Source organism: Variovorax sp. KBS0712, from assembly GCF_006323185.2.
In the GTDB taxonomy this organism is placed as follows: Bacteria; Pseudomonadota; Gammaproteobacteria; order Burkholderiales; family Burkholderiaceae_C; genus Variovorax; species Variovorax boronicumulans.
On record NZ_VCCD02000001.1, the window covers coordinates 101,210 to 123,179 of the forward strand.

Consider the following 21,970-nt stretch of genomic DNA (forward strand, 5'->3'; position numbering starts at 1 on the left):
GTTTGTCACAAAAAATTCATCTGCCGCCCTTCCCTCTCACTGCCCCAGCAGACGCCGCTCCTGCGCCGTGAGCTTCGTCTTCTGCGCGTCGCCCAGCGGCCCGCGCCCCAGCACCTGCACCGGGCTGTGCGCGTCGTAGCCCACCGGGCGCGCAGCGGCGCGGCCCGCATCGGCCGGCGCGGCGGCGCCGTCGGCGGCCTCGTTGCCGAAGCCCAGCACGCGCACCGAGAACACCGACGGCAGCGCCTGGCGCGCCGCCGCGCGTTCGCGCTGCATCGCCTCCTGCGCCGCGCCCACGGCCTGCGAGGCCGCCGCGCTGGCGTTGGTGAGCGCGCCCACGTTCACCGAAGCCACCACCGGCAGGCCGGCCGATTCGCCCTTGACCTGGATGTTGGCCGCGTTCACCACCTGCAGGGCCGCGAGGTTCACGTTGCCCGACACGCGGATGCCCGCCTCGCCCGCGTCGATGGTGCCCAGCGGCGCGATCAGGTCCATGTCGCCCGCCGGCACTTCGGCGATGGGCGCCAGCGTGGCCAGGCCCGCGCCCGAGCTGGGCACCTGCGACGACAGCTTCACGTTGCCGATGTTGTCGTACACGCGCTTGGGCGGCGTGTAGACCAGCGTGGTCTTGGAACCCCGGCCCGCGTTGATGTCGCCCTGCTCCGACCAGGCCAGCACGTCGCCGCCGAAGGTGGTCATCACGCGCGACAGGCCCAGCAGCAGGCTGCCTTCGCTGAACAGCTGGATGTGGCCCATGCCCTGCGTGATGACGCCCGCGCTGCCCGGCGGCACCGCGCCCTGCACGCCCACCACGATCTGCCCGCCCGGCGCGAGCATCTGGATGTCGCCGCCGAAGTCGGTGTGCACGCCCGAGGGGCCGTACAGGATGATGTCGCCGGTGCGCACGATCTCCTGGCCCGCCGCGTCGAGGTCGGGGAACAGCGTGGCGATCATGCCGCGCCCGCGCAGGTAGCTGCCGTAGCGCGGGCCGTCCACGTCGTTGTACTCGCGCCCGCCCGCACGCAGCTCGGCGAAGTACACGCCGCGCAGGAACACGCGCTGCTGCTCGGGCGCCAGCGCCTTGAAGTACGCGAGCGCGCTGCCCGGGTCCTTCACGTCGGCGCTGGTGGCGACGAAGCCGTAGCGTTCCTTGAGCCATGCGGCCAGCTCGGCGTCGTAGGTCTTCACCACGCGGCCCGGCTGGCTCGCCAGCGACTGGCCGGGGCCCGACTCGGCGCGCTTCGCGGGGTCGAGGTAGCGGTCGGCGATGGCCGAGAAGTCCGGCCCACCCACCCCCATCGCGCCCATGCCGGCCATCATCGCGATGCTCGCGCCGGGGCGCGTGTCGCCCTCGGCCAGCGCGCCGCGGCTCACCACGCTGGCGCGGTCGTCCTGCGTGATGTGGCGACCGGCCGACACCTCCAGCGTGCCGGGGCCCGCCACCTGCAGGTTCGCGTACAGGATGTCGCGCCCGGCCTGCACCAGCGACACGTCGCGCGGGTCGTTGTTCACGATCAGCGCCTCGGTGCCGACGATGTCGCGCCCGGCGCGGATGCGCGCCGGCGCGGCCGAGCGGTACCAGATCTCGGGCGCGGGTTCGCCGCTGGCCTGCACCTTGCGCGCCGTGCCGCTGGCCAAGCCCAGGATGTCGCCGCGCACGGCGTAGAACAGCGAGGGCGGCGCATCGGCCGCGTGCAGCGCGCGGGGGCCCAGCGTGTCCGGCCCGAAGGCGAACAGAGGGTGGTTGTCGACCACCCCGTAGTTCGGCACGCCGGGCGATCCGACCATCGAGCCCTCCGGGCTGGTGTTGTAGACCACCGGCTGCTGGCGCGAGTTGTAGCCCACGAAGGCGGGCGCCCAGGGCGTGGGCAGCGGCGTGACCGCGCCCGACATCCCCACCGGATAGCCGCCGCCGAACAGCGAGTTGCCCGCCAGGAACTCGAGCGCCCCTGATGGCGACGGCGCGAGCACCAGCGCGCGGCCGGGCGCCTGCGTGGCGGGCGTGGCCGAGAAGCCGAAGTACAGGCTGCCCGAGGCCGCCGTCGCGCGCAGGATCGACGGGTAGACCGTGACGTTGTCGCTCATGTTGATGCTGCCCAGGTACCGGCCGGCGGCCTCCCGGTTCGCCAGGTCGGTGCCGGGCGTGAGGTTGCCGCCCGCGCTGAACAGGTTGATCGCGGTGCGATCGGTCCACAGCGTGAACCAGCCCTGGCCGATGCCGTACTCGGTGCCGCCGAACTTGAATGCCGAGCTGTTCGGCACCCGCGCGCGGCCCGCGTCGGCCACGCTGGTGAGCACCAGGTCGCCCGGCGTGTCCAGGTACATCGCGGAATCGCCCGGCACGAGCACGATGCCGGCATTGCCGACGCCGATGGTCGGGGTGAAGGGGTCGATGGGGCGCGTGTCCTTCACATCGCCCTCCTGGCCCGGCAGCGAGAACGCGTACTTGCGGTAGCGCACCTCGACGCCGCCGATGGCGGAGGCCGACACGGTGGCCGCGCCGCGCAGGTTGACCAGGGCGCCGTTGAGGTCCTGGTACTGCGTATTGGTGCCAGAGCTGCCGTACTGCGCCGCGGCCAGGTTGGGGTTGACGACGCCGCCGATGCGCAGCTGCAGGTCGCCGCCGCCGGTGAGCGTCAGTTGCCCGTTGGCGTCGACGCGGCCCGTGCTGCCGACCGCCGCCACGATGGCCTCGCTGCGCTGCCAGACCTGGCCGTTGCCCAGCCGCGTGGTGAGGCCCGCGTCGCCGCCCGCGCGCAGCGTGAGGTTGCCGCCGCCCAGCGTGCCCATGCCGGTGAAGCCCACCAGGAAGGGCTCGGGGCTGCTGTCGGTGCTGACCTGCGCACCGGCCGGCAGCGCGTAGGTGCCGAAGTTGATCCACCACGACGTCGCGATGCGGTCGCTGCCGGGCAGGGCCGTGCCCGAGCCCTGGCGCCACAGCCAGCTGCCCACCGCGGCGCTCGGCGCCTGTCCGCGCTCGCCCCCGAAATGACCCCAGACGTCGCCGACGACGTTGCCGCCCACCGTGATGTCGAGGTTGCCGCCCTGCTCGGGGTACCAGGCCTGGTAGGCCGCGAGCGCGGCGCTGTAGTCCGCCGTCTGCGGGCCGATCACCGAGCCGCCGACGGCCTTGCCGCGTGCGAGGTTGAAGGGGTCAAGGCCGTTGGCGTCGAGCAGCGGCGCCGAGCGCGTGCCGGCCGTGTAAACGCCGAACGGCGACTCCATGATGAAGTTGCCCGCCGCCGCCAGGCCCAGGTCGCCCGTGCCGGTGCGCAGCACGCTGAACATCGGCGACAGCGGCGTGTACTTGGTGACGTCCTTGACGGGGTTGATGACCGTCGTGCAGATGCCCGGCCCCCACTCGCAGATCGTGACGTATTCGGGCAGCACCGGCGTGCCCTCGACGAAGCTCGGGTCCCAGTCGTCGCCGTTGGGGCCCCAGAAGTAGGAAAGGCGCGCCGGGTCGACCACGCAGGTGCCCTCACCGCCCCAGTCGCAGTAGCCCGCCTCGAAATCCAGCGGGTCCATCGGCGTTCCCTCGTCGTGGCCCCACATGGGCCCGTTCGGACCCCACAGGAAGCCGCTACCGCCCGGCGTGAGCTTGACGTTGTACATCGCGTGGCTGTCGGCCAGGATGAGCGCGCCGTGCTTGGCCGGATCGACCGCGCGGCGGTCGGCCGAGTCCAGGTCGGCGCCGGCCGTGAGCTGCAGGCTCCAGCTCGTCGCGCCCTGCCCCAGCATCGGCGCCACGGCCCAGTTGCGGCCCTGCACGCCGTCGACTTCGGGCCGCAGGTTCACGGCCGCGTCGTTCGGCAGCTGCACATCGGTCAGCGACGGAATCACCGCACCGCGCGCCAGCGCGATGGTGCCGTCGGCCTTCATCGCGACCGGCAGGCGCACGCCCTTGGGCCACACCATCGCCTGCACGCTGGCCTCGGCGCGCAGCGCGGTGCCCGCGCCCAGCTTCATGCCGCTGTCCAGCACCACGGCCTCGCCCAGCACCGTGCCGGCCTTCAGGCGCACGCTGCCGTCGGCGTTGTAGACGTTGGCACGCAGCACCGTGCCGGCGGGCAGCGTGTAGGCCGCGCCCAAGGTCACGGTCACGGGCAGCACCGTGCCGGCCGGCAGCGCCATGGCTTCGGCGGGCACGTCGTAGTTCAGCAGCGCGTCCTTCGGGAACACGGTGCCCTTGTCGAGCACCACGCCGTCGATCGGCACGACGATGTCGCCGCCGTCGGGCGTGAACGGCGTGCCGAACTTCGTGCGCTGCTCGGTGAGGTACCAGCCCTTGTCGTCGGGCGTGGCCGGCGGCGGCGCGAAGCCGTCGTTGATGCTGCCGTACACGTTGAGGTTGCCGCCGGCGCGGATCACCAGCACGCCGGGCTCGCCGAAGCCGCGCCGCGCCGGGTCGGTGCGGTTCGCGCCGGGGCCGTAGCGGTAGCCCGAGAGGTCGATGTCGCCGACCACGCTGAGGTCGCCCTCGCCGGTGCTGCTGACGATCTCCACGCCGGGGCGCAGGTGGTAGCTGCCCAGGCCCGCCAGGCGCGCCGACAGCGAGGTGTTGGCCAGCGCCTTGTCGATGAAGGCGCTGCTGTGGCCGTCGATCTCGTCGAGGTACTTCTGCGTGATGAGCTGCGGCACGTGGCCCGTGACGTCGGGCGCGCTCGCCAGCGGTGCGTCGCTGTAGGTGCGGAAGGCGTTGACCGCGATGCTCTTCGCGCCCTGGATGGCGGGCGTGCCGGCGACGTTCACCGCCACGTCGTTGTCGCCGCGCCGCGGCGCGTTCAGCGCGAGCGTGCCGCGCGCGATGCCGTCGTTGCCTTGTGCCGCGCTCACGGCCGTGCCGGCACGCAGGTCGATGGCCGCGCCGCCGCCCAGCGTCAGCGTGCCGTGCGTGCTCGTGAGGTCGACGATGGCGCGGTTCGGGCTGTCGATGATCTTGCCGTAGCTGTCCACGCGCAGGCCGGTGGCGTGCGCGTCGAGCGTGCCGTTCACCGTGAGGTCGCCCTTGGCCGCAAGGCGGATCGCGCCCACCTGGAAGCCGCTGGCGTCGATGCGGCCGTTCACCGTGAGGCTGCCGCCGTCGAGCGTGACCTCGACCACGCGCGCCTTCACTTCGTCGCCGATGGCGAGGTCGCCCTGCTTGATCTGGAAGCGCCGCGCGCCCGTCACGCCGCCTTCGTTGAGGCGCGTATTCAGGCCCGCGAAGTCGGCCACGGTCTGGCCGCGCACGCTGATCTCGGCCGCGTCGTAGGGCACCACCGTGCCGCCCGCGTCGTACGTGCCGCTCGCGGTGCCGAGGATGCGTCCGCCCAGGTCGATGCGGCCCGCACCAGTGCCCAGCGCCGTCGCCTGCAGCGAGCCGCCGCGGTTGTGCGTGGCCGACAGGTCGATCACCGAACCCGCCGCCTGCGCGATGTTGCCGGCCGTGCTCGTCACCTCCAGGTCGCCGCCGCGGCTGTAGCGCGTCTGCTCGAAGAACTTCACGGCGCGGCCCGCGAGGTCGATGCGCGACTCGGCGCCCAGCGTCACGTCGCCGCTGGCCGTGAGCTGCAGCTTGCCCGAGGGCAGGCCCACCGTGCCGTCGATGGTGATGTTGCGACCGGTGAGCGCCAGTTGCGCGCCCAGCGCCGCGTCACCGGCGGGCTGCGCGCCTGCCGGTGCGCTCACCACGATGTCGCCGCCCGCCGTGATGCGGTTGTTCGAGCCGGCCTCGCCGGTGAGCAGCGGGGTGCGCAGGTTCAGCTGGCCGCCCGTGTGGTCGTAACCCTTGCCCGTCACGTACGCGCCCTGCTGGTGGTACACGCCCAGCGTGCCCTTGCCGTTGGCGGTGATGCGCTCGCTCGCGTTCAGGTTGACCGTGCCGAAGCCCAGCGCGAGCCGGTCCGCCGAGTAGCCCGCGTCGGGTTGCGTGTGGGGCGCGTGGCCCAGCACGATGCGCGCGGCCGACACGTCGAGCGTGCCGTGGCCCAGCAGGCTGCCGATGGCGCCGCCCGGTGCGTTCCCACCGGGAAAGATCTCGTCGTTGCCGGGCGGGCGCGGCGTGAGGCCGGTCCAGATGAATTCGCCGGTCGTGATCTTCGCGGTGTCGCCCGCGCCGCCGTAGCCGTAGATGGCGGGCGTGCCCAGCACCAGCCGCTCGATGGACGACACGCCGGTGGCGGGGTCGAGCGTGTCCAGCGACACCGCGCCGTAGATGTTCACCGACTCGCGCGCGTTCAGCACCAGCGTCTCGACCGCGGGCACGCCTTCGCCCTTGTTGCCGGCCAGCAGGTTCGCCAGGATGACCTGGTTCATCGACAGGCCCGACGGCAGCTGGCCGTTGGCCGCCGCCTGCTGCAGCGCCGCGTCGCTGCCCAGGTTGACCGAGGACACCGCCAGCAGCAGGTTCTTCGCGCCGTAGCGCACGTTGTCGGCCATCGTGAACGAGCGGTTGGTGGCCACGGCCAGCGTGCCCTCGCCGTACAGCGTGGTGTGGCCGGTGCAGGCGCCGCTGGGGCACGCGCCGATCTGGACCGTGGCGGGTATCCCTCCGGCGACGGGCGGCAGCAGGTTGATCCAGCCGTTCGACAGGCCCAGCACCCCGCCCAGGCCCGCCGAGAACACCACGCCGTCGGTGGAATCGTAGGCCGGCGCACCGGCGCCCAGCGTGTTCAGCGACGCGCCCTGCTCCACCTGGATGCCGTCGCCGTAGCCGCCGGCCACGAGGAAGATTTCCGCGCCGCGCAAGGTCGCGCCGCTGCGCACGACGACATGGCCGGTGTTCGACTTGAAGGTTGCGTAGTTGTCGGCATACGGCAGGTCGATCTGGCCGCCCAGGATCATCCGTGGTGCACCGAAGGCGTTGAGCTGGTCGGCCTGCAGCGACGCGCCCGTGAACCCGGCCGTGCGCTGCGCGCCCGGTGCCGTCACCTCGATGGCGATGCCCTTCGCCGACAGCGTGCCGCCGAAGCCCGCGCTGCCGACCGCCGGGTTGAACAGCGCCTGGCCGTCGAACTGCAGCATCGACACGCCGTCCTTCGGCTTGGAATAGAAGTAGTCCAGCAGCAGGTTGCGGGCGTCGGCCGCGATCTCGCCGCGCACGCCGCCGCGGCGTGCCGCATCGGCCACCACGAAGGCGTCGTAGCCCATCTCGTTGTAGCTGGCGTGCTGCTTCACCAGCGCCGCCGGCGTGACGACCAGCTGGCTGGCCAGCGACGACTTCACCGCCGTGTTCGCCACGCCGAGGTAGCCGCTCGCCACGTACGAGCCGTAGCCGGCCGGCAGCGGCGTCGCGGGCAGCGCGCTTTGCGCCCCCACTTCCACGCGGAAGGCACCGGGCAGCAGCGCGTAGGTCGAAGGCAGCAGCGTGTAGGTGCCGGCCTTGAGCCCGCCCACATCGTGATCGAGCGTGACCTGCCGGCCGATGGCCGGCTCACCGGCGCCCGCGTCGGGCGACACCGGCGCGTAGCCGCCCTGGAAGCCCGGCACGATGGCGTACACGCCGTTGCCCGCCTTGCTGAAGGTGTTGGCCGGATTGGCATTGGCCAGCGGCGTGCGCAGCACGTCCACCGACCCGCCGCGTCCGCTCACGAAGCCCGCGCCCGTGAGCTCGCCGCCGCCCGACAGGTCGAGCAGCGCGCCCTGGTGCCCGACCACGCTGTCGCCGGTGAGCAGGATGCCGCTGCTGCCGATGGCGCGCTTGTCGATGGGCGCGCCGGCCACGCTGTAGCCGATGCCGTCGGTCGTGCCGCCGTAGGGCATGAGCAGGCCGGCGCCGCTGACCGAAGTGATGCTGCCCGGCAGCAGCTCGAGCAGGCTGGCGCGCGCCTCGAAGGTGCTGCGTCCGTCCTGCCCCACGATGAGGTTGCCCAGCGGCGCGCGCACGATGCCGCCCTGGCGCACCGTGCCGCCGCCGAGCGCGAGCGTGCCGAATGCCGACTGCGGGATCGCCACGTCGCCCTCGACCTGGCGACGGATGTCGAGCACGCGGCCCTCGTCGTAGCCCGCACGGATCTGCGCGTTGGCGCCGGTGGCGGGGTAGATCTGCGCGGCGGTGAGCGTGAGGTCGCCCAGCGTCGCCAGCTCGGTCGTGGTCGCGCCGAGCAGGCCGAGCGTGGGCGTGCCGCCCAGCAGGCGCAGGTCGCCGCGGCTGGTCATGTGCACGGCGTCGAAGCCGCGGCGGTCCACCACCTGCGCGGGGCCGGTCTTCATGGCGATCTCGCCGTGCGCGCCGAAGCCCACGCGGTCGCGGATGTCGATGTGGTCGGCCTCGGCCGTGAAGGTGGCCTCGCTCGCGCGGGTCGATGCGCCGTGGCGCCAGGTGGTGGTGTAGATCACCTCGTTGTCCTGCTTGGGCGCACCGGTCACGCCGGCCAGCCGCAGGTAGGACGAGGCGAGCCGCACGTGCGAATCGGTGGCCGCGCTGTCGGCCAGCGCGAAGCTGCCGGCGTACAGGCGCAGGCTCTGCGCGGTCGTGAGGTCGACGTGGCCGTCGAAGCTCAGCAGGCCGTTGACCAGCAGCGACAGATTGCCAAAGCCCCCGTCCCGCACCTGGTCCGCGCTCAGGCGCCCCTTGCCGTAGGCCAGTGCCGCGTCGGCATGGCCCGGCTTGAGGGTGGCCGGCAATCCGCTGGGCTGCTGCGCCTGCGAGATCACCAGCTCGCGCGCCTGCCGCACGGCGTCGTCGACGGTGTAGATCTTCGAGAACACCGGCGCTTCGAGCGCCACTGCGAGCGTGCCGCCCGCCGCATTCGCGCCGCCCGCGTGGGCGCGCAACGTGCCATCGAGGTACAGGCTGTGCGCCGACTTGAGCACGATGCTGCCGCCGTCGCTGACCACGTCGAGCTCGCGCCACAGGCCGCCGACCGCCGGCACGTCGATGCGCGCATGGCTGCCCGAGGCATCGAGCAGCGCGCCGGGGCGGATGACGATCGCGAGGTCGGGCGCGTTGGCAGCGCCCTTGGCCTCCCAGTCGAGCGCGCCGCCGATGGAGATGGTGCCGCCGTTGCGCACCGTGCCGTAGCGGCGGCCGTCGTCGTCGATGCCGGTCTGCGCGCGCGCCGCCACGTCGAGCACCGCGCCCTCACCGATCCACACCGAGCGGTTGTGCGGCTGCAACGACGTGCTCAGCGGCGAGTTGAAGGCCGGCGCCTCGATGTCGATGGCGATGCGCCCGCCCCAGGCGTTGAGCCGGCCATCGACCACGAAGCTGCTCAGGCCGCCGCCGAGCAGCTGGATCGAGCGGCCCGGATCGACCGTCACCACCGCCCCCGCGCCGATGGCGATGTTGCCGCCTTCGGTGATGCGGCGCTGCGAACGCAGCACGAGGTCGGCGCCCTGGCGCTGCACGGCCTGGCGGTTCACCGTGTCCTGCTGCAGCAGCGGCGGCGTCCACAGTGGCAATGCGATGCCGGCTTCATGGTCGGCACCGGCCCCGGGCGCGATGCGATAGACCGGCATGAGCACGTCGAGCTGCGCGCCCGGCGCGACCGTGAGGCCCGCATGGCCGTTGAAGTCGTAGGTGGAAAAGCCCGACTGCAGGCGCGACGCGTCGAGCACGAGCTGCGTCGCGTCCGACAGCGCCGGGTCTGGGCCGATGAGCAGCGCGTGGCCCGTTTCGATCTTCAGCGTGCCGCCGCCGTTCACGCCGTGGCCGCGGATCTCGCCGCCGAGCGACAGGCGCCCCTTCGCATCGGTGGGCGACGCGGCCGAGTCGGCCACCAGCGTCACGTTGCCGCCCTTGCCGCCCTTCTGCTTGCCCTTGGCCAGCAGCGCCGCGCCCGACGACACGTCGATCAGGCTGCCCTGCCCGACCGTCACGCCGTGCGTCGATTCGAGGCGCACCGTGCCGCCGTCGATGACCGCGAGCGTGGCCGAGTCCTCAGGCGCCGTGCCGATGTCGACGCGGCGCCCGCGCAGGTCGAGCGTGACGCCGTCGCGCACGGTGAGCGACGAATCGGCGTCCTTCGCCAGCACGCGCGGCTGGGCGCCCGCCACCGGCGACGTGAAGACATTGCCGGCTTCCAGCGCGCCGCCGCGCACCGTGACGTCGGCGCCGATGTCGATGAACGCGCCGAGCAGGGCCATGCGTCCGCCGTCGGCCAGCGTGAGCGCCTTCTCGACGTTGATGCTGCCGCGCGTGCCAATGTCCAGCACCGACAGGCGCTGCGCATTCAGGTGCGCCGCGTCGAGCCACAGCGTGCCGATGCGCTCGTCGGCCAGCACGTCGGCTGCGGCCATCTGCTGCGTGACCGGTGCCACGTCGCCGAAGCGCACGTCGGTGTCGAACAGGTCGATGCGGCCGAGCGCGCCGTAGCGCCCCACCGCCAGCACGCCTCCGCGCGCCACCGCCGTCTGCGACTGGCGGTAGCCGTCGTCCAGCGCGGCGTCGCGGGCGCGCGTCTGCTGCGCGCCGTTGAACACCTCGGCCACGATGTCGCCTTCGAGCACCGCCGTGGGCGCGCTCACCACCAGCCGGCCGGCGTCGCGCCCGACGGTATAGCCGTTCTCCAGCTTGCGCTGCGGCCCGATCAGCGGGTTGTAGAAATAGTCGGTGTTCGCCTTGCCCCAGCGCACGTGCTCGGCCTCGAAGCCCTTGTAGACGCCGTCGTACAGCAGGTCCGACGGCGCGCTGTTCAGGTTGTACAGCCGCCCGTCGCTGCCCTTGAGCCAGGTCTGGTAGATCTTGCCGGTCTGCACGTTGAGCGAACCACCCGACAGGTTGACCGTCGAGCCCGCCTGCGTGACCACCTCGCTGCCGCCCAACACCACCGTGCCGCCCTGCGCGGCCCATTCGCCGATGCCGTGGCCCTGGTTGCCCAGGTAGCCGCCGACCTCCAGCAGGCCGCCCGCCGCGTACCAGCGCTCGCCCTCGTAGCCGCCCACGCCGGGCGCCACGCGCACCAGCTTGCGCCGGTCGATCCACACGTCGTTGTTGAACAGCTTGCCGCTCTCGCGGTTGCGCGGGGCGTCGCGCATCTCGTTGCCCTGCACGTTGACCTTGACGTTGTTCGATTCCATCGTCACGTTCACGCCCACCGCGCCCGACACATCGAGGCGCGCCTTGTCGGCCACGAAGCTGCGGCGCGTGGCGCTGGCCGCGATCTGCCCGCCGGTGGCCAGCGTGAGCGACTCGCCCTCGAAGCGGATGTCGCCGCCCGAGACGATCTCGATGCGCGACTGGTCGCGCCGGTCCGACAGCCGCGAGAGGTTGTCGAAGAGCGCGGGCGGCACGAGCGCGCGCGCGGCGTCCTGCGCGGCCGATTCCTTGATGAGCGCGTCGCGCTGGCTGTCGAGTGCGCTGGCCTTGCCGTCGTCCTCGATCAGTACGGCCGTGACCGCGCCCTGGCCCAGCGCCACGTTGCCGCGCGTGTCGGCGGCCGAGTTCAGCAAGTGCACCGTGCCGCGCACGGCGACGGTGGAGGTGGCCAGCGCCACGCCGTCCTGGCGCACGTCGCGGCCGGCGAGCGTGATGTCGCCTTCGCGCGCCACGATGAGGCCGGTGTTGCGCACCGTGCCCGCCGTGCTGTCGGCCACGAACTGCGGCGCGATCTCGTTGCCGCGCGTGGTCGAGAAGGCGTTGGCCTCGGTGCCCATGCCCTTGCGGATCACGAAGCTGTCGCCCGCCGCGAGCTGCGCCTGGCCCTTGCGCGCGGCGATCTCGCCGGCGTTGGCCACGTCCTTGCCCAGCAGCAGCACGTAGCCGCCGCCCTGCGTGACGGAGGCGGGCTCCTTGGTGGTCAGCCGTGCGCCGGCCTGCACCTCGACCTTGCCCTGGTCTTCCTTGCGCGTGGTGAAGCTCGGCGCGGTGTCGTTCGAGTAGATGCCGCGCGCCTTGAACTGGTCGTCGCCGATGTGGGCGGCAGCGGCCACGAGGTTGCGCGTGTCGGTCTGGCTGGTGCCGCTGAACACGATGCCGTTGCGGTTGGCGATGAGCACCGTGCCGTCGGCCTTGATCTGGCCCTGGATCTGCGAAGGCCGCGCCTTCGGGTCGTTCACGCGGTTGAGCACGGCCCAGTCGGCCTGCTGCTTGAAATCGACCGTGGTGTTGCGCCCGACGTTGAAGGTCTCCCAGTTCAGGATGGCCTTGTCGCCGGTCTGCTCCACGGTGACGACGGTGCGGCCGTCAACCTGCTTCTGCGAATCGCGGTGGAGCGCGCGAGCGTTGAGCCAGCCGGCGCTGAGTGAATTCGTGTCGACCTTCAGGCCGCCTTCGGCCAGGCCGTCGGGCACCGAGGGCTCGTTCAGCGCGGCGGCGCGTGCGGCGGCCTGTGCGGCCTGCTGCGCGGCAATCGCCTGCGCCGTGAGGCCCAGGTTGCCGAGCGACTGGCGCAGCTGCTCGTTGGCCTTCTGCTGCTGCGCCAGCGGGTTCGTCAGCATCGAGGCCGGCGTGCCGTTGGGCAGGTAGCCCGTAACCACGGCGGTGCCCTGCGCCACGTTCTTCTGCGCCATCCACGCGGCGCTGAAGGCGCGCTGCGCCTGTGCATTGCCCGCCAGGCCCGCCATGGCCAGCGCGAGGGCGGCGGCGTGCGCGACCGGCGCGCGGCGGAATGTCTTGTTGCTCATGTCATACCCCAGAGAAAAACCGTTCTGGAGAAGAGACCGGGCTCACCGGATGCGACCGACACGCGCGCTGCAAAAGTTCGGGAGAATTTGCGAACGCGGACGCAGCACTGTTTTTTTCACAGCCGCGTCACACAGCGCGGCTAGCCCAGCAGCACGATGCCGGCGGGCAGCGACGTGAGCTTCGCGCCGTAGCTCACGGCGATCAGCGTCTCGACATGCGGCAGCTCGTCCAGCCGCAGCCGCGCCTGCACCTTGCGGCGGCCGAGTTCGGCGCGCGTGACGATGAGGCGCCCCGGCCGGTAGCGGTTGATCTCGTCGACCACGGCCGCCAGCGGCGTGTCGTCGAACACCAGCACGCGCTCGCGCCAGGCAGCCACCGCCGCGAGGTCGGGCGCGCGCGCCACCTCGGCTTCGCGCCGGCCGCCGTAGCGGATCTGCTGCGCCTCGCCCGCCACCAGCACGCGCTCGCCGTCGCGCAGCTCGACCGAGCCCGCGAAGCAGGTCACGCACACCTCGCCGCCCGTGGCACGCACGTTGAAGCGGCTGGCCGACGCGGCCACGAGGCGCGCGCCGCCCACCGTCATGGTGAAGGGCGCGCGGCGCGCCGCGTCGAGCTGCACCTGCGCCTCGCCGCCGAGCATGTCGAGCACGGGCGGCTCGCCCTCGGCGCCGCGCGCGAGGTTGAGGCTGGTCTGCGTGTTCATTTCGACCACCGCCGCTGCATCAGCCAGCACCACGCGGCGCTGCTCACCGGTGCCGGTGCGGTAGTCGGCCGTCATGTCGGACAGCGCGGGCCACAGGCCGGCGGGCGGGCGCACCACCACGAAGGCGGCGGCACCGGCCGCGAGCGCGGCGCCGAGGAACAGGCGACGGCCGAACATCGGCGGGCGCGACGCGGCGATGGCCGTGGCCGCCCGCGGCGTTGTGTCCATCGCGGGCATGCGTTGTGCCACCGCTTCGGCGGCGGGCCGGGTCAAATCCCACAGGCGCGTCGCGTCGGCCATGGCCTGCGCATGCTGCGGGCTGCGGGCGCACCAGCGACGGAAATCCTGCGCGTCGCCGGTGGTGGCGCGGCCGGAGGTCAGGCGCACGAGCCAGTCGTGCGCCTGGGTATCCAGGGCTGCGCGGTCGGCGTCTGGGATCGGGTTGGGGGCGGCCATCATGTCTTCTCAGACTGTTTTCCGGCGCCGGGACCGAACCGCTGGATCACATCGCGTCCCAAACGGCCGGCGCAATGCACCAGCGCGGCCTTCACTTCGCGCTCGACGATGCGCACCGACACGCCGTAGCGCCGCGCCAGGTCGGCATGCGGCGTCTCGTCCACGCGCGAGGCGATGAAGATGTCGCGGCGGCGGCGCGGCAGTTCCTCGAGCGCGCGCTCCAGCGCCTGCACCTCGCTGCGTGCCTCCGAGACACGGGCCGGGTCGTGGCTGTCGTCCGAAAAATGCAGCAGCTCCTCGACCTCCACGAAGTCGAGCAGGCGCCCGTGGGAGATGCGCCGGTCTTCCGCCACGTTCGACGCGATGCGCAGCAGGTAGGCCATGGGGCTTTGCACCGGGCCGGGGTCGCTCATGCGCTGCACGCGCAGCCAGGTCTCGTGCAGCACGTCGTCGGCCTGCTCTTCCGAGCCCAGGCGGCGGCGCAGGCGGTTGCGGAAGTCGATGTAGCGGCTGGTCAGCAGGCTGCGCAGGAAGCCGGGGGTGTCCTGTTCCACGGCGTGCTCAGGGAGAAACCGCTGCGTCGCAGACGTCGGGGCGGTCGCCGGTGCGCGGCAGCAGCAGCACCGTGAGCGGCTGGTCGGCCTCGCCTTCGGGTGGGCGCTCGAGCACCAGCGTGTTCATCGCGGCTTCGAGCGCGGCGTCGCGCTGCGCCAGGCCGGTGGAACTGAGCAGCCGCGTGCGCCGCACATGGCCGCCGGGCCCGACCCACAGCTGCACGAGCGCGCGGTAGGTGCCGGGGCGCGCATGCGGCCAGCGGCACAGCGTGCGCTCCAGCGCCTGCTGCACCACGCGCGCGTCGCGCGAAGACATGGCGGGAGCGGCAGGCGCAGCCGGCGCTGTCGCAACCACGGGCGGCGGTGCCTCGGCCTCGACCAGCGTGAAGGTGCGCGCGTCGGTGTGGCGCGCGGCCAGCCGCGTGCCGGCCAGCAGGCGCTGCAGCGCTTCGCGCGGAGTGAACAGGCCGTGCAACGCGGCGGATTTGAGGCCGGCGGTGAGCTGCCCGTCGAAGAACACGGACTGCCCCGTCGCCTGCGCGTAGACCTGCACGGCGGTGGCCAGCGGCTGGGCCGGCAGGTCGAAGGCGATGCGCCCCGCCGCATCGGGCGAAGGCGCAGGTTCGCCGGCATGCGACACGGCCGCGAGGGACAGAATTCCGAGGATCAGGGTCAAGACACACACCCACCGTGACCGAGCAACGCGAGACATGCCGGGTCCTGTGACGAAGGAGGAATCGCAGGCGCCGGGCCGGTGCCGCGTACTGCTTTGGTGCTCGGAATGCTAGTGACGCTTTGTGACAGCTTGAATGCATCGCAGCCACGGCCACGGTCCGAAGCGCCCCTGTCGCTGGCGACAATGCCCCCATGACGTTCGACCTCTTCGACGCCCCGCCGCGCGCCGCGCGCGAGCCGATCGGCCCGGCCGCCTTCGTGCTGCCGGGCTTTGCGCTGCCGCGCGCCGAGGCGCTGCTCGATGCCATCGACGGCGTGGCGGCGCGCGCGCCGTTCCGCCACCTGGTCACGCCGGGCGGCTTCACCATGTCGGTCGCGCTCACCAACTGCGGCGCGCTCGGCTGGACCAGCGACCGGCGCGGCTACCGCTACAGCGCGGCCGACCCCGACAGCGGCGCGCCCTGGCCCGCGATGCCCGAGGCCTTTGCGCTGCTCGCGCGGGACGCGGCGGCGCTGGCCGGCTTCGACGGCTTTGCGCCCGACGCCTGCCTGGTCAACCGCTACCAGCCGGGCAGCCGGCTCTCGCTGCACCAGGACCGTGACGAGCGCGACCACGGCGCGCCGATCGTGTCGGTGTCGCTGGGCATGCCGGCGGTGTTCCAGTTCGGCGGGCTCGCGCGCGCCGACAAGACCACCCGCATTCCGCTGGTGCACGGCGACGTGGTGGTGTGGGGCGGCGTGGACCGCCTGCGCTTTCATGGCGTGCTGCCGCTCAAGGACGCACCGCATCCGCTGCAGGCACGGCTCGGCGCGCAGCGCATCAACCTCACCTTCCGCAAGGCGGGTTGATGCGCGCATGACGAGTCCGCCGACCTCCTCCACCGAATCTCCCGGCCGCGCGATCCGTGCGCTCTACGCCGCGCTGTGGCACTTCGCCGCCGGTGCGCGTGCGCAGCTGCTGGCCGCCACCGCATTGCTCGCGAGCTCGCAGCTGATCCGCCTCACGCTGCCCTACCTCGCCGGCCAGGCCATCAACGCGCTGCAGCGCGGCGACCTGCCCGCGGCGGGCCGCTGGATCGCCACGCTCGCGGGGGTGTACGTCGGCGCGTGGGCGCTGCACGGGCCGGGCCGCATCCTGGAGCGCAACGTGGGCCTGAAGGTGCGCGAGACGCTGGCCGACCAGCTCTATGCGCGCATCGCCGCCGCGCCGCTCGCCTGGCACGACAGCCACCACTCGGGCGAGCTGCAGCACCGCGTGCACCAGGCCAGCCGCGCGCTCGCGGACTTCGCGCAGAACCAGTTCATCTGGCTCACCAACGCGGTCAACTTCGTCGGGCCGTTGGTGGCGCTGGCGCTGCTGTCGCGCACCAGCGGCGTGACGGCGCTCGCGGGCTATGTGCTGATCGGCGTGGTGATCGTGCGCATCGACCGCGCGCTCATGAAGCTCGCGCGCGCCGAGAACGACGCCGACCGGCGCTACGTGGCCGCGCTGCTCGACTTCCTGGGCAACGCCTCCACGGTGATCGGCCTGCGGCTGCAGGGCGCGTCGCGCCTGTTGCTGCGCCGTCGCATGGCGGCCGTGTCGCTGCCGCTCAAGCGCACCGTGGTGCTCAACGAAGGCAAGTGGTTCGCGGTCGACCTGATGGGGCTGGCGCTGACCTGGGGCCTGGTGGTGATCTACGTGTGGCAGGCGCGCGCACCGGGCCAGGCCGTGATGCTGGGCGCGGTGTTCATGATCTACCAGTACGCGCAGCAAGCGGCGGGCGTGGTCACCTCGGTGGCGGCCAACTTCAGTTTCTTTGCGCGCATGCACACCGACTACAGCAGCGCCGAGCCGATCTGGCACGCGCCGACGAGCCCCACGCTCGAGGCCCCGCCCGAGGCAGTGCCGGCGCACGAACGCATCGACGCGCAGGCGCCGTGGACGCAGCTGCAGGTCGCGCAGCTGCAATGGCGCTACGCCCCGCGCGGCGCCGTCGCCGATGATCCGGCCGCGCCCACGCGCAGCGGCCTGCACGACGTGGCGCTCTCGCTGCGCCGGGGCCAGCGCGTGGCGCTCGTAGGCCCCAGCGGCGGCGGCAAGAGCACGCTGCTGCGCGTGCTGGCCGGCCTGTATGCGCCGCACGGCGGCACGCTCTCGCTCGACGGCGAGCGGACCGACTGGGCCCGGCTGCGCCAGCTCGCCACGCTGATCCCGCAGGAGACCGAGCTGTTCGAGGCCAGCGTGCGCGAGAACCTGGCCTTCGGTCGTCCCTGCGACGACGAGCGCCTGCGCGCCGCGCTGCACACCAGCACCTTCGACGAGGTGCTGAAGGCCACGCACGGCGACCTCGACAGCGCCATCTCGGAACGCGGTTTCAACCTGTCGGGCGGCCAGCGCCAGCGGCTGTGCCTGGCGCGCGGTGTGCTCGCGGCCGAAGGCAGTTCGCTGCTGCTGCTCGACGAGCCGACCAGCGCGCTCGACGCCGCCACCGAGGCGCGCGTGCTGGGGCGCATCGCGGCGGCGTTTCCGCAGGCCTGCGTGATCGCCTCGGTGCACCGGCTGAGCCTGCTCGAGCGCTTCGACACGGTGATCCTCATGGAAGCCGGCCATGTGCGCGACCACGGCCCGCGCGACGAGGTGATGGCGCGCCAGCCCCTGCTTCGGGAGGCAGTGTCCGGCAACAAGCAGTAGGACCCCTCCTGCGCCAGAACGCGGCGTTCACAACTGCTGCGCTGGCACGCCTTCTGCAACAGTATCGGCATCCATTTGTTCACGCTTGGTCCTGCGCGGTCCCTTTTTGCGCCCCGGCTGCGTTCCAATCACATGGTTCTTCATTCCGCGAGCGTTTCCCGCCCCATGCGTTCCTCCCGCGCCACCCTTCCGCTCGCCCTGCTCGGTGCCCTGCTGGGCGTGTCCGCCTGCACCACCGGCACCACCGCCGAACAGCGCCAGGCCGCCGCCAGCAAGCCTCCGCCCACCGACTGCATGGCCTGGGTCGGCGCCGACCGCAACGCGCGGGTGGGCGGCTACCTGCTGCCGCAGGCCGGCACCGCGGTGAACGCCGGCGGCCCGCGCGTGTGCGTGCCGGTGCTCATGAGTGCCTACCCCGTGCCCACCAACTATGCGGGCGGCGACTACCACGTGGGCGCGTTCACCGACGACCAGCTCAAGGCGCGCTGGCGCACCTGCAAGGCCGAACCGGCCTGCTTCGAGCGCGTGAACGCGCAGATGCAGCGCTGGCTGCCGCCCAACAAGGCGCGCGCCACGCGCGTGACGGGCGCGGTCGATCCGGCCGGGCGCATCGATGCCGACAGCCCGAACGTCGACCTGAAACAGATCCGCCGCCCCGCCTTCTTCGCGAAGGCGCCCTACCGCGAAGGCATTGCCGAGGCCGACGCGCGCACCCATATCGTCGAGTTCACCGTGCCGCGCGACACCTTCGAGCGGCTCGACCTGAAGCTCGCCGACCCGATCAAGCTGCGCGGCTGGTACCTCGAAGGCGCGGGCGTGGACGACGGGCGCGGCCGCAAGGTGCGCGCCCTGGCCGTCATGGCGGCGGGCGGCGGCGGGCAGCTCACGGCGCTCCAGCATCCGGACGAGGTGGCCTACCGCATCGAGGGCGCCAGCGGCAAGGCCGTGCCGGTGTCTTTCCCCAACGGCACCACCGAGGCCATGGGCCAGCGCTGGTGGCGCGAGAACCTGCACGCGCTGAACCAGGCCGGCTTCGACGTGCTGGCCTACGACCGGCGCGGCGAAGGCCTGTCGGGCGGCGTGAGCGACACCAACACGCTGGAGCAAGGCGAGGACGTGTTCCGCGTGCTCGCCCAGCTCGAACACGGCCAGGGCCTGCGGCTGCTCACGCCCTCGGGCCAATTGCTCGAAGGCAATGCCGCGCGCGGCCGGCTGCTGGCGGGCCAGAAGGCCAGCGAGATTCCGCTGGTGCTGGGCGGCTACTCGCGCGGCTCGATGTCGACCGCCTGGGCCATGACGCGCAACTACGTGGCCGCCTGCAGCTTCGACATGCCCGTGCCCAACTGCACGCCGGCGCGCGGCTGGCGCAACATCCGCGGGGCGATCCTGCTGTCGTCGTTCGCCAGCGGCGCGGGCTACCTGCCCGACGCGCCCGACCTGGCCGACCGCAACCTGTTTCTGGGCGGCATGGCGGCGGACCACCACATCCTTTTCTATCCGAACTCCGCCACGCTCGCGGGCATGGACCGCTGGCCCGCCGCCTTCTTCGGCAAGGGCCTGTGGGACCGCGCCGAATCGCTCGAAGGCACCGTGGCCGCCTACAACCGCATCCGCGGCGTGAAGGAGATCGTGCTGTCGCGCGGACCGCACGCCATCGAGACCTGGCCCGAGTCCGAGCGCCGCTACCTGCGCGAGCGCATGGTGGCCTACGCGAAGGTGGTGATCGTCGGCGGGCGCACGGTGCCGGGCGCGCGGCCTTGGAAAGACTTCAAGTCGCTGGTCGCCACCACGCCCGACGTGTGGGAGCCTTCGTCGCGCCCGGGCACCGGGCCCGGACGACAGCCCTGACATCAACGGTCGGCCGCCACAATGGCGGCCATGGACCTGCTCAAGACCCTCGGCCTCTTCATCGCGACCGCGCTCGCGGAAATCGTCGGCTGCTACCTGCCCTACCTGTGGCTCAAGCAGGGCCAGTCGGCCTGGCTGCTGCTGCCCGCCGCGCTGAGCCTGGCGCTTTTCGCGTGGCTGCTCTCGCTGCACCCGACGGCTGCCGGCCGCGTGTATGCGGCCTACGGCGGGGTCTACATCGGCGTGGCCATCCTGTGGCTCTGGGCCGTGGACAAGGTGACGCCGTCCACCAGCGACTGGGTCGGCGTGGCCGTGTGCTTCGTCGGCATGGGCATCATCATGTTCGGGCCGCGCAGCGCAGCTTGAGGCGCGTGATCACGATGAACCTGCGCGACTGGGCGCGCCGCATCAAGCGCGACGCCGTCACCCTCTGGTTCGCCTGCCGCGACCCCGCCACGCCATGGCTGCCGAAGGCGCTGTGCTGGTTCACCGTGGCCTATGCGCTGAGCCCCATCGACCTGATTCCCGACTTCATTCCCGTGCTCGGCTACCTCGACGACGTGCTGCTGCTGCCCGCGCTGATCTGGCTCGCGGTGCGCCTGCTGCCGCCCGAGGTCATCGTGCGCAGCCGCGTGCGGGCCGAGGAATGGATGGCGCGCACGGGCAGCAAGCCGACGAGCAAGGCCGGCATGGCGCTGGTCATCGGCATCTGGGTGTTGGTGGCGGCCGGATTGGCCTGGCGGCTCTGGCCGCGCTGACGACAATCCGCTGGAAGTTCATCCGCTTCACAAGGAGCCGAAATGTTCTCTCATGTCTTCTTCAGCGTCTCCGATTTCGACCGCGCGCTGGTCTTCTACGACGCGGTGATGGACGGCCTCGGCCTGGAGCGCCGTTTCTGCGAGCCGGCAAAACCCTGGGCGGGCTGGCACAGCGCGGGGCGCGCGCGGCCCTTCTTCGTGATCTGCAAGCCCCACGACGGCCGGCCGCACGACGCGGGCAACGGCCAGATGGCGGCGTTCACCGCCGGCACGCGGGCGATGGTCGACGCGGTGCACCGCATCGCGCTCGCGCACGGCGGCAGCTGCGAAGGCCCGCCGGGGCTGCGCACGCACTACCACCCCGACTACTACGGCGCGTACTTCCGCGACCCGGACGGCAACAAGCTGTGCGTCGTGTGCCACGACGCGGCGGGCTGAGCTTCTAGCTCGCGCGGCTGCGCGAACTCTTGCGCGGGCTCTCGGTGCGCGCCACGCGCGCGGCCTCGGCGGCGGCGTTCACCTGCTCGATCCACAGCAGCGCATCGACATGCGCCATGAAGCGCTGCAGGTACTGCGGCGACAGGTCGCGCATCAGCGTGAGCGCGCGCTGCACCAGGTGGTGCGTGTTGAGCGGGCCGGCGTTCTTGGGCACCTTGGCGAGCGACTGCGTCACGCGCTGGTCGGCGGCGAGCTTGGACCAGGTGCCGCGGAAGTAGCTCAGCGTCTTGAGCTCGGGTGCCGTGGACAGGCTGGGCACGGTGTCTCCGTCGGTCGCCTCCGCGTCGGGCGGGGGCGGCAGCGGCGCGAGCTGGGCGATGTGGTTCATCAGCTCGGCGAGCGCGGTGTGCAACGGTGCCTCGGCCGGCGCTTCGGCCTCGGGTTCGACCTTCTCCAGATCGGCGCGGTAGGTCGCCATGAGGCTGGCCAGCCGCGCATCGAGCAGGCGCCGTGCCTCGCCCTCGTGCGCCGCCGCGCGCAGCGCCATCGCCTCGATGAAGCGGAAGCGCACCGGGTCGAAGCGGTCATCGCCGCGCGCGCGCCAGGCGTCGAGCGCCGCGATCGCGTCGACCTGATCGTCCGGTGCCGTGTCGTTACTCACGGGACTTCGCAGCGTCGGGGGCGTTTTTGGGCCGGGGCGTCGGCGCCATTTCCACGCGCCGGTTCTTCGCGCGGCCTTCGGCGTCGCTGTTCGAGGCCACGGCCTGCTCGGCGCCGAAGGCGGCGGCGAACACCGACGACGAGGGCACGCCCTCTTCGATCAGCGCGCGCGTCACGGTGAGCGCGCGCTGGGCCGACAGCTCCCAGTTGTCGGCGAACAGGCGCGCGCCGTCGCGCATCTGCCGGTCGTCGGTGAAACCGCTCACCATCAGGATCTCGTCGCGCGCCTTCAGGTAGGCGCCCAGGGGGCCGGCCAGGCTTTTCAGCAGTTGCCGCCCGCCGGGTTGCAGGTCGGCGGAATTGAAGGCGAACAGCACGCTGCCGCTGATGCCGATGCGGCCGTTGTTGAGCGTCACGCGGCCCGCGGCGAGCGGGCCGGCCAGCGCCTGCTCGAGCGCCTCGCGGCGCTGCGATTCGGCGCGGCGCTGCTGCACCTCGGTCTCGAGGCGGCTCGCCAGGTCCAGCTGCATGCCGAGCACGCACACCAGGATCAGCACGAACGCACCCAGCATGCCCGCCATCAGGTCGCCGAACACCGCCCACACGGGGACGGTCGGCTCCAGGCCGGCGTCGAGGTCGATCTCGTCGCGCACCATT

General features: G+C 72.3%; 12 protein-coding genes. 6 read left to right on the forward strand and 6 right to left on the reverse strand.

The features are described 5' to 3' along the window. Positions 1–36: 36 nt before the first annotated feature. The 4 genes from FFI97_RS00485 to FFI97_RS00500 form a co-directional block, all read right to left on the reverse strand. Positions 37–12,546: a filamentous haemagglutinin family protein gene (locus FFI97_RS00485; RefSeq protein ID WP_144004326.1), complete on the reverse strand. Its 12,510-nt coding sequence runs from the start codon at positions 12,544–12,546 to the stop codon at positions 37–39. A 140-nt stretch (positions 12,547–12,686) separates the two neighbouring features. Further along, positions 12,687–13,706 (reverse strand): FecR family protein, encoded by a 1,020-nt coding sequence (locus FFI97_RS00490; protein WP_221937652.1) that lies wholly within the window; start codon positions 13,704–13,706, stop codon positions 12,687–12,689. Further along, on the reverse strand, positions 13,706–14,260 hold the full coding sequence (locus FFI97_RS00495; protein WP_070061142.1) for an RNA polymerase sigma factor: 555 nt from the start codon (positions 14,258–14,260) through the stop codon (positions 13,706–13,708). Before FFI97_RS00495 ends, FFI97_RS00490 begins: the two co-directional genes overlap by 1 nt. A gap of 7 nt (positions 14,261–14,267) precedes the next feature. After that, positions 14,268–14,936 (reverse strand): STN domain-containing protein, encoded by a 669-nt coding sequence (locus tag FFI97_RS00500; protein WP_185993526.1) that lies wholly within the window; start codon positions 14,934–14,936, stop codon positions 14,268–14,270. A 191-nt stretch (positions 14,937–15,127) separates the two neighbouring features. Between FFI97_RS00500 and alkB the strand changes: the two genes are divergently transcribed. The 6 genes from alkB to FFI97_RS00530 all read left to right on the forward strand — a co-directional run bounded on the left by alkB (position 15,128) and on the right by FFI97_RS00530 (position 20,653). Next, the gene (gene alkB / locus FFI97_RS00505) at positions 15,128–15,784 is read left to right on the forward strand and encodes a DNA oxidative demethylase AlkB (protein ID WP_139706712.1); all 657 of its coding nucleotides are present in this window, start codon (positions 15,128–15,130) and stop codon (positions 15,782–15,784) included. Positions 15,785–15,791: 7 nt separating this feature from the next. Next, positions 15,792–17,609, forward strand: coding sequence for an ABC transporter ATP-binding protein (locus FFI97_RS00510; protein ID WP_139706710.1), 1,818 nt, complete (start codon positions 15,792–15,794; stop codon positions 17,607–17,609). 165 nt (positions 17,610–17,774) lie between these two features. Beyond that, positions 17,775–19,457 (forward strand): alpha/beta fold hydrolase, encoded by a 1,683-nt coding sequence (locus FFI97_RS00515; protein WP_139706708.1) that lies wholly within the window; start codon positions 17,775–17,777, stop codon positions 19,455–19,457. A gap of 30 nt (positions 19,458–19,487) precedes the next feature. Continuing rightward, on the forward strand, positions 19,488–19,823 hold the full coding sequence (locus tag FFI97_RS00520; protein WP_139706707.1) for a YnfA family protein: 336 nt from the start codon (positions 19,488–19,490) through the stop codon (positions 19,821–19,823). 14 nt (positions 19,824–19,837) lie between these two features. Then, positions 19,838–20,215 carry a YkvA family protein gene (locus tag FFI97_RS00525; RefSeq protein ID WP_139706719.1) on the forward strand — a complete coding sequence of 126 codons (378 nt, stop codon included), beginning with the start codon at positions 19,838–19,840 and terminating at the stop codon, positions 20,213–20,215. A gap of 42 nt (positions 20,216–20,257) precedes the next feature. Beyond that, positions 20,258–20,653, forward strand: coding sequence for a VOC family protein (locus FFI97_RS00530; RefSeq protein ID WP_139706705.1), 396 nt, complete (start codon positions 20,258–20,260; stop codon positions 20,651–20,653). A 4-nt stretch (positions 20,654–20,657) separates the two neighbouring features. On the opposite strand, the gene FFI97_RS00535 is transcribed toward FFI97_RS00530, so the two are convergent. Continuing rightward, on the reverse strand, positions 20,658–21,314 hold the full coding sequence (locus FFI97_RS00535; protein ID WP_139706703.1) for a DUF2894 domain-containing protein: 657 nt from the start codon (positions 21,312–21,314) through the stop codon (positions 20,658–20,660). Continuing rightward, positions 21,307–21,969, reverse strand: a complete 663-nt coding sequence (locus FFI97_RS00540) for an OmpA family protein (RefSeq protein ID WP_139706701.1) — start codon at positions 21,967–21,969, stop codon at positions 21,307–21,309. Before FFI97_RS00540 ends, FFI97_RS00535 begins: the two co-directional genes overlap by 8 nt. Between the last annotated feature and the right edge of the window lies 1 nt (position 21,970).

Excerpts from the sequence above, each read along its gene's own strand:
- FFI97_RS00520 (WP_139706707.1), top strand. The coding sequence starts at position 19,488 with ATGGACCTGCTCAAGACCCTCGGCCTCTTCATCGCGACCGCGCTCGCG.
- FFI97_RS00485 (WP_144004326.1), bottom strand. The coding sequence starts at position 12,546 with ATGAGCAACAAGACATTCCGCCGCGCGCCGGTCGCGCACGCCGCCGCC.
- FFI97_RS00510 (WP_139706710.1), top strand. The coding sequence starts at position 15,792 with ATGACGAGTCCGCCGACCTCCTCCACCGAATCTCCCGGCCGCGCGATC.
- FFI97_RS00530 (WP_139706705.1), top strand. The coding sequence starts at position 20,258 with ATGTTCTCTCATGTCTTCTTCAGCGTCTCCGATTTCGACCGCGCGCTG.
- FFI97_RS00540 (WP_139706701.1), bottom strand. The coding sequence starts at position 21,969 with ATGGTGCGCGACGAGATCGACCTCGACGCCGGCCTGGAGCCGACCGTC.
- alkB (WP_139706712.1), top strand. The coding sequence starts at position 15,128 with ATGACGTTCGACCTCTTCGACGCCCCGCCGCGCGCCGCGCGCGAGCCG.
- FFI97_RS00525 (WP_139706719.1), top strand. The coding sequence starts at position 19,838 with ATGAACCTGCGCGACTGGGCGCGCCGCATCAAGCGCGACGCCGTCACC.
- FFI97_RS00490 (WP_221937652.1), bottom strand. The coding sequence starts at position 13,706 with ATGGCCGCCCCCAACCCGATCCCAGACGCCGACCGCGCAGCCCTGGAT.
- FFI97_RS00515 (WP_139706708.1), top strand. The coding sequence starts at position 17,775 with ATGCGTTCCTCCCGCGCCACCCTTCCGCTCGCCCTGCTCGGTGCCCTG.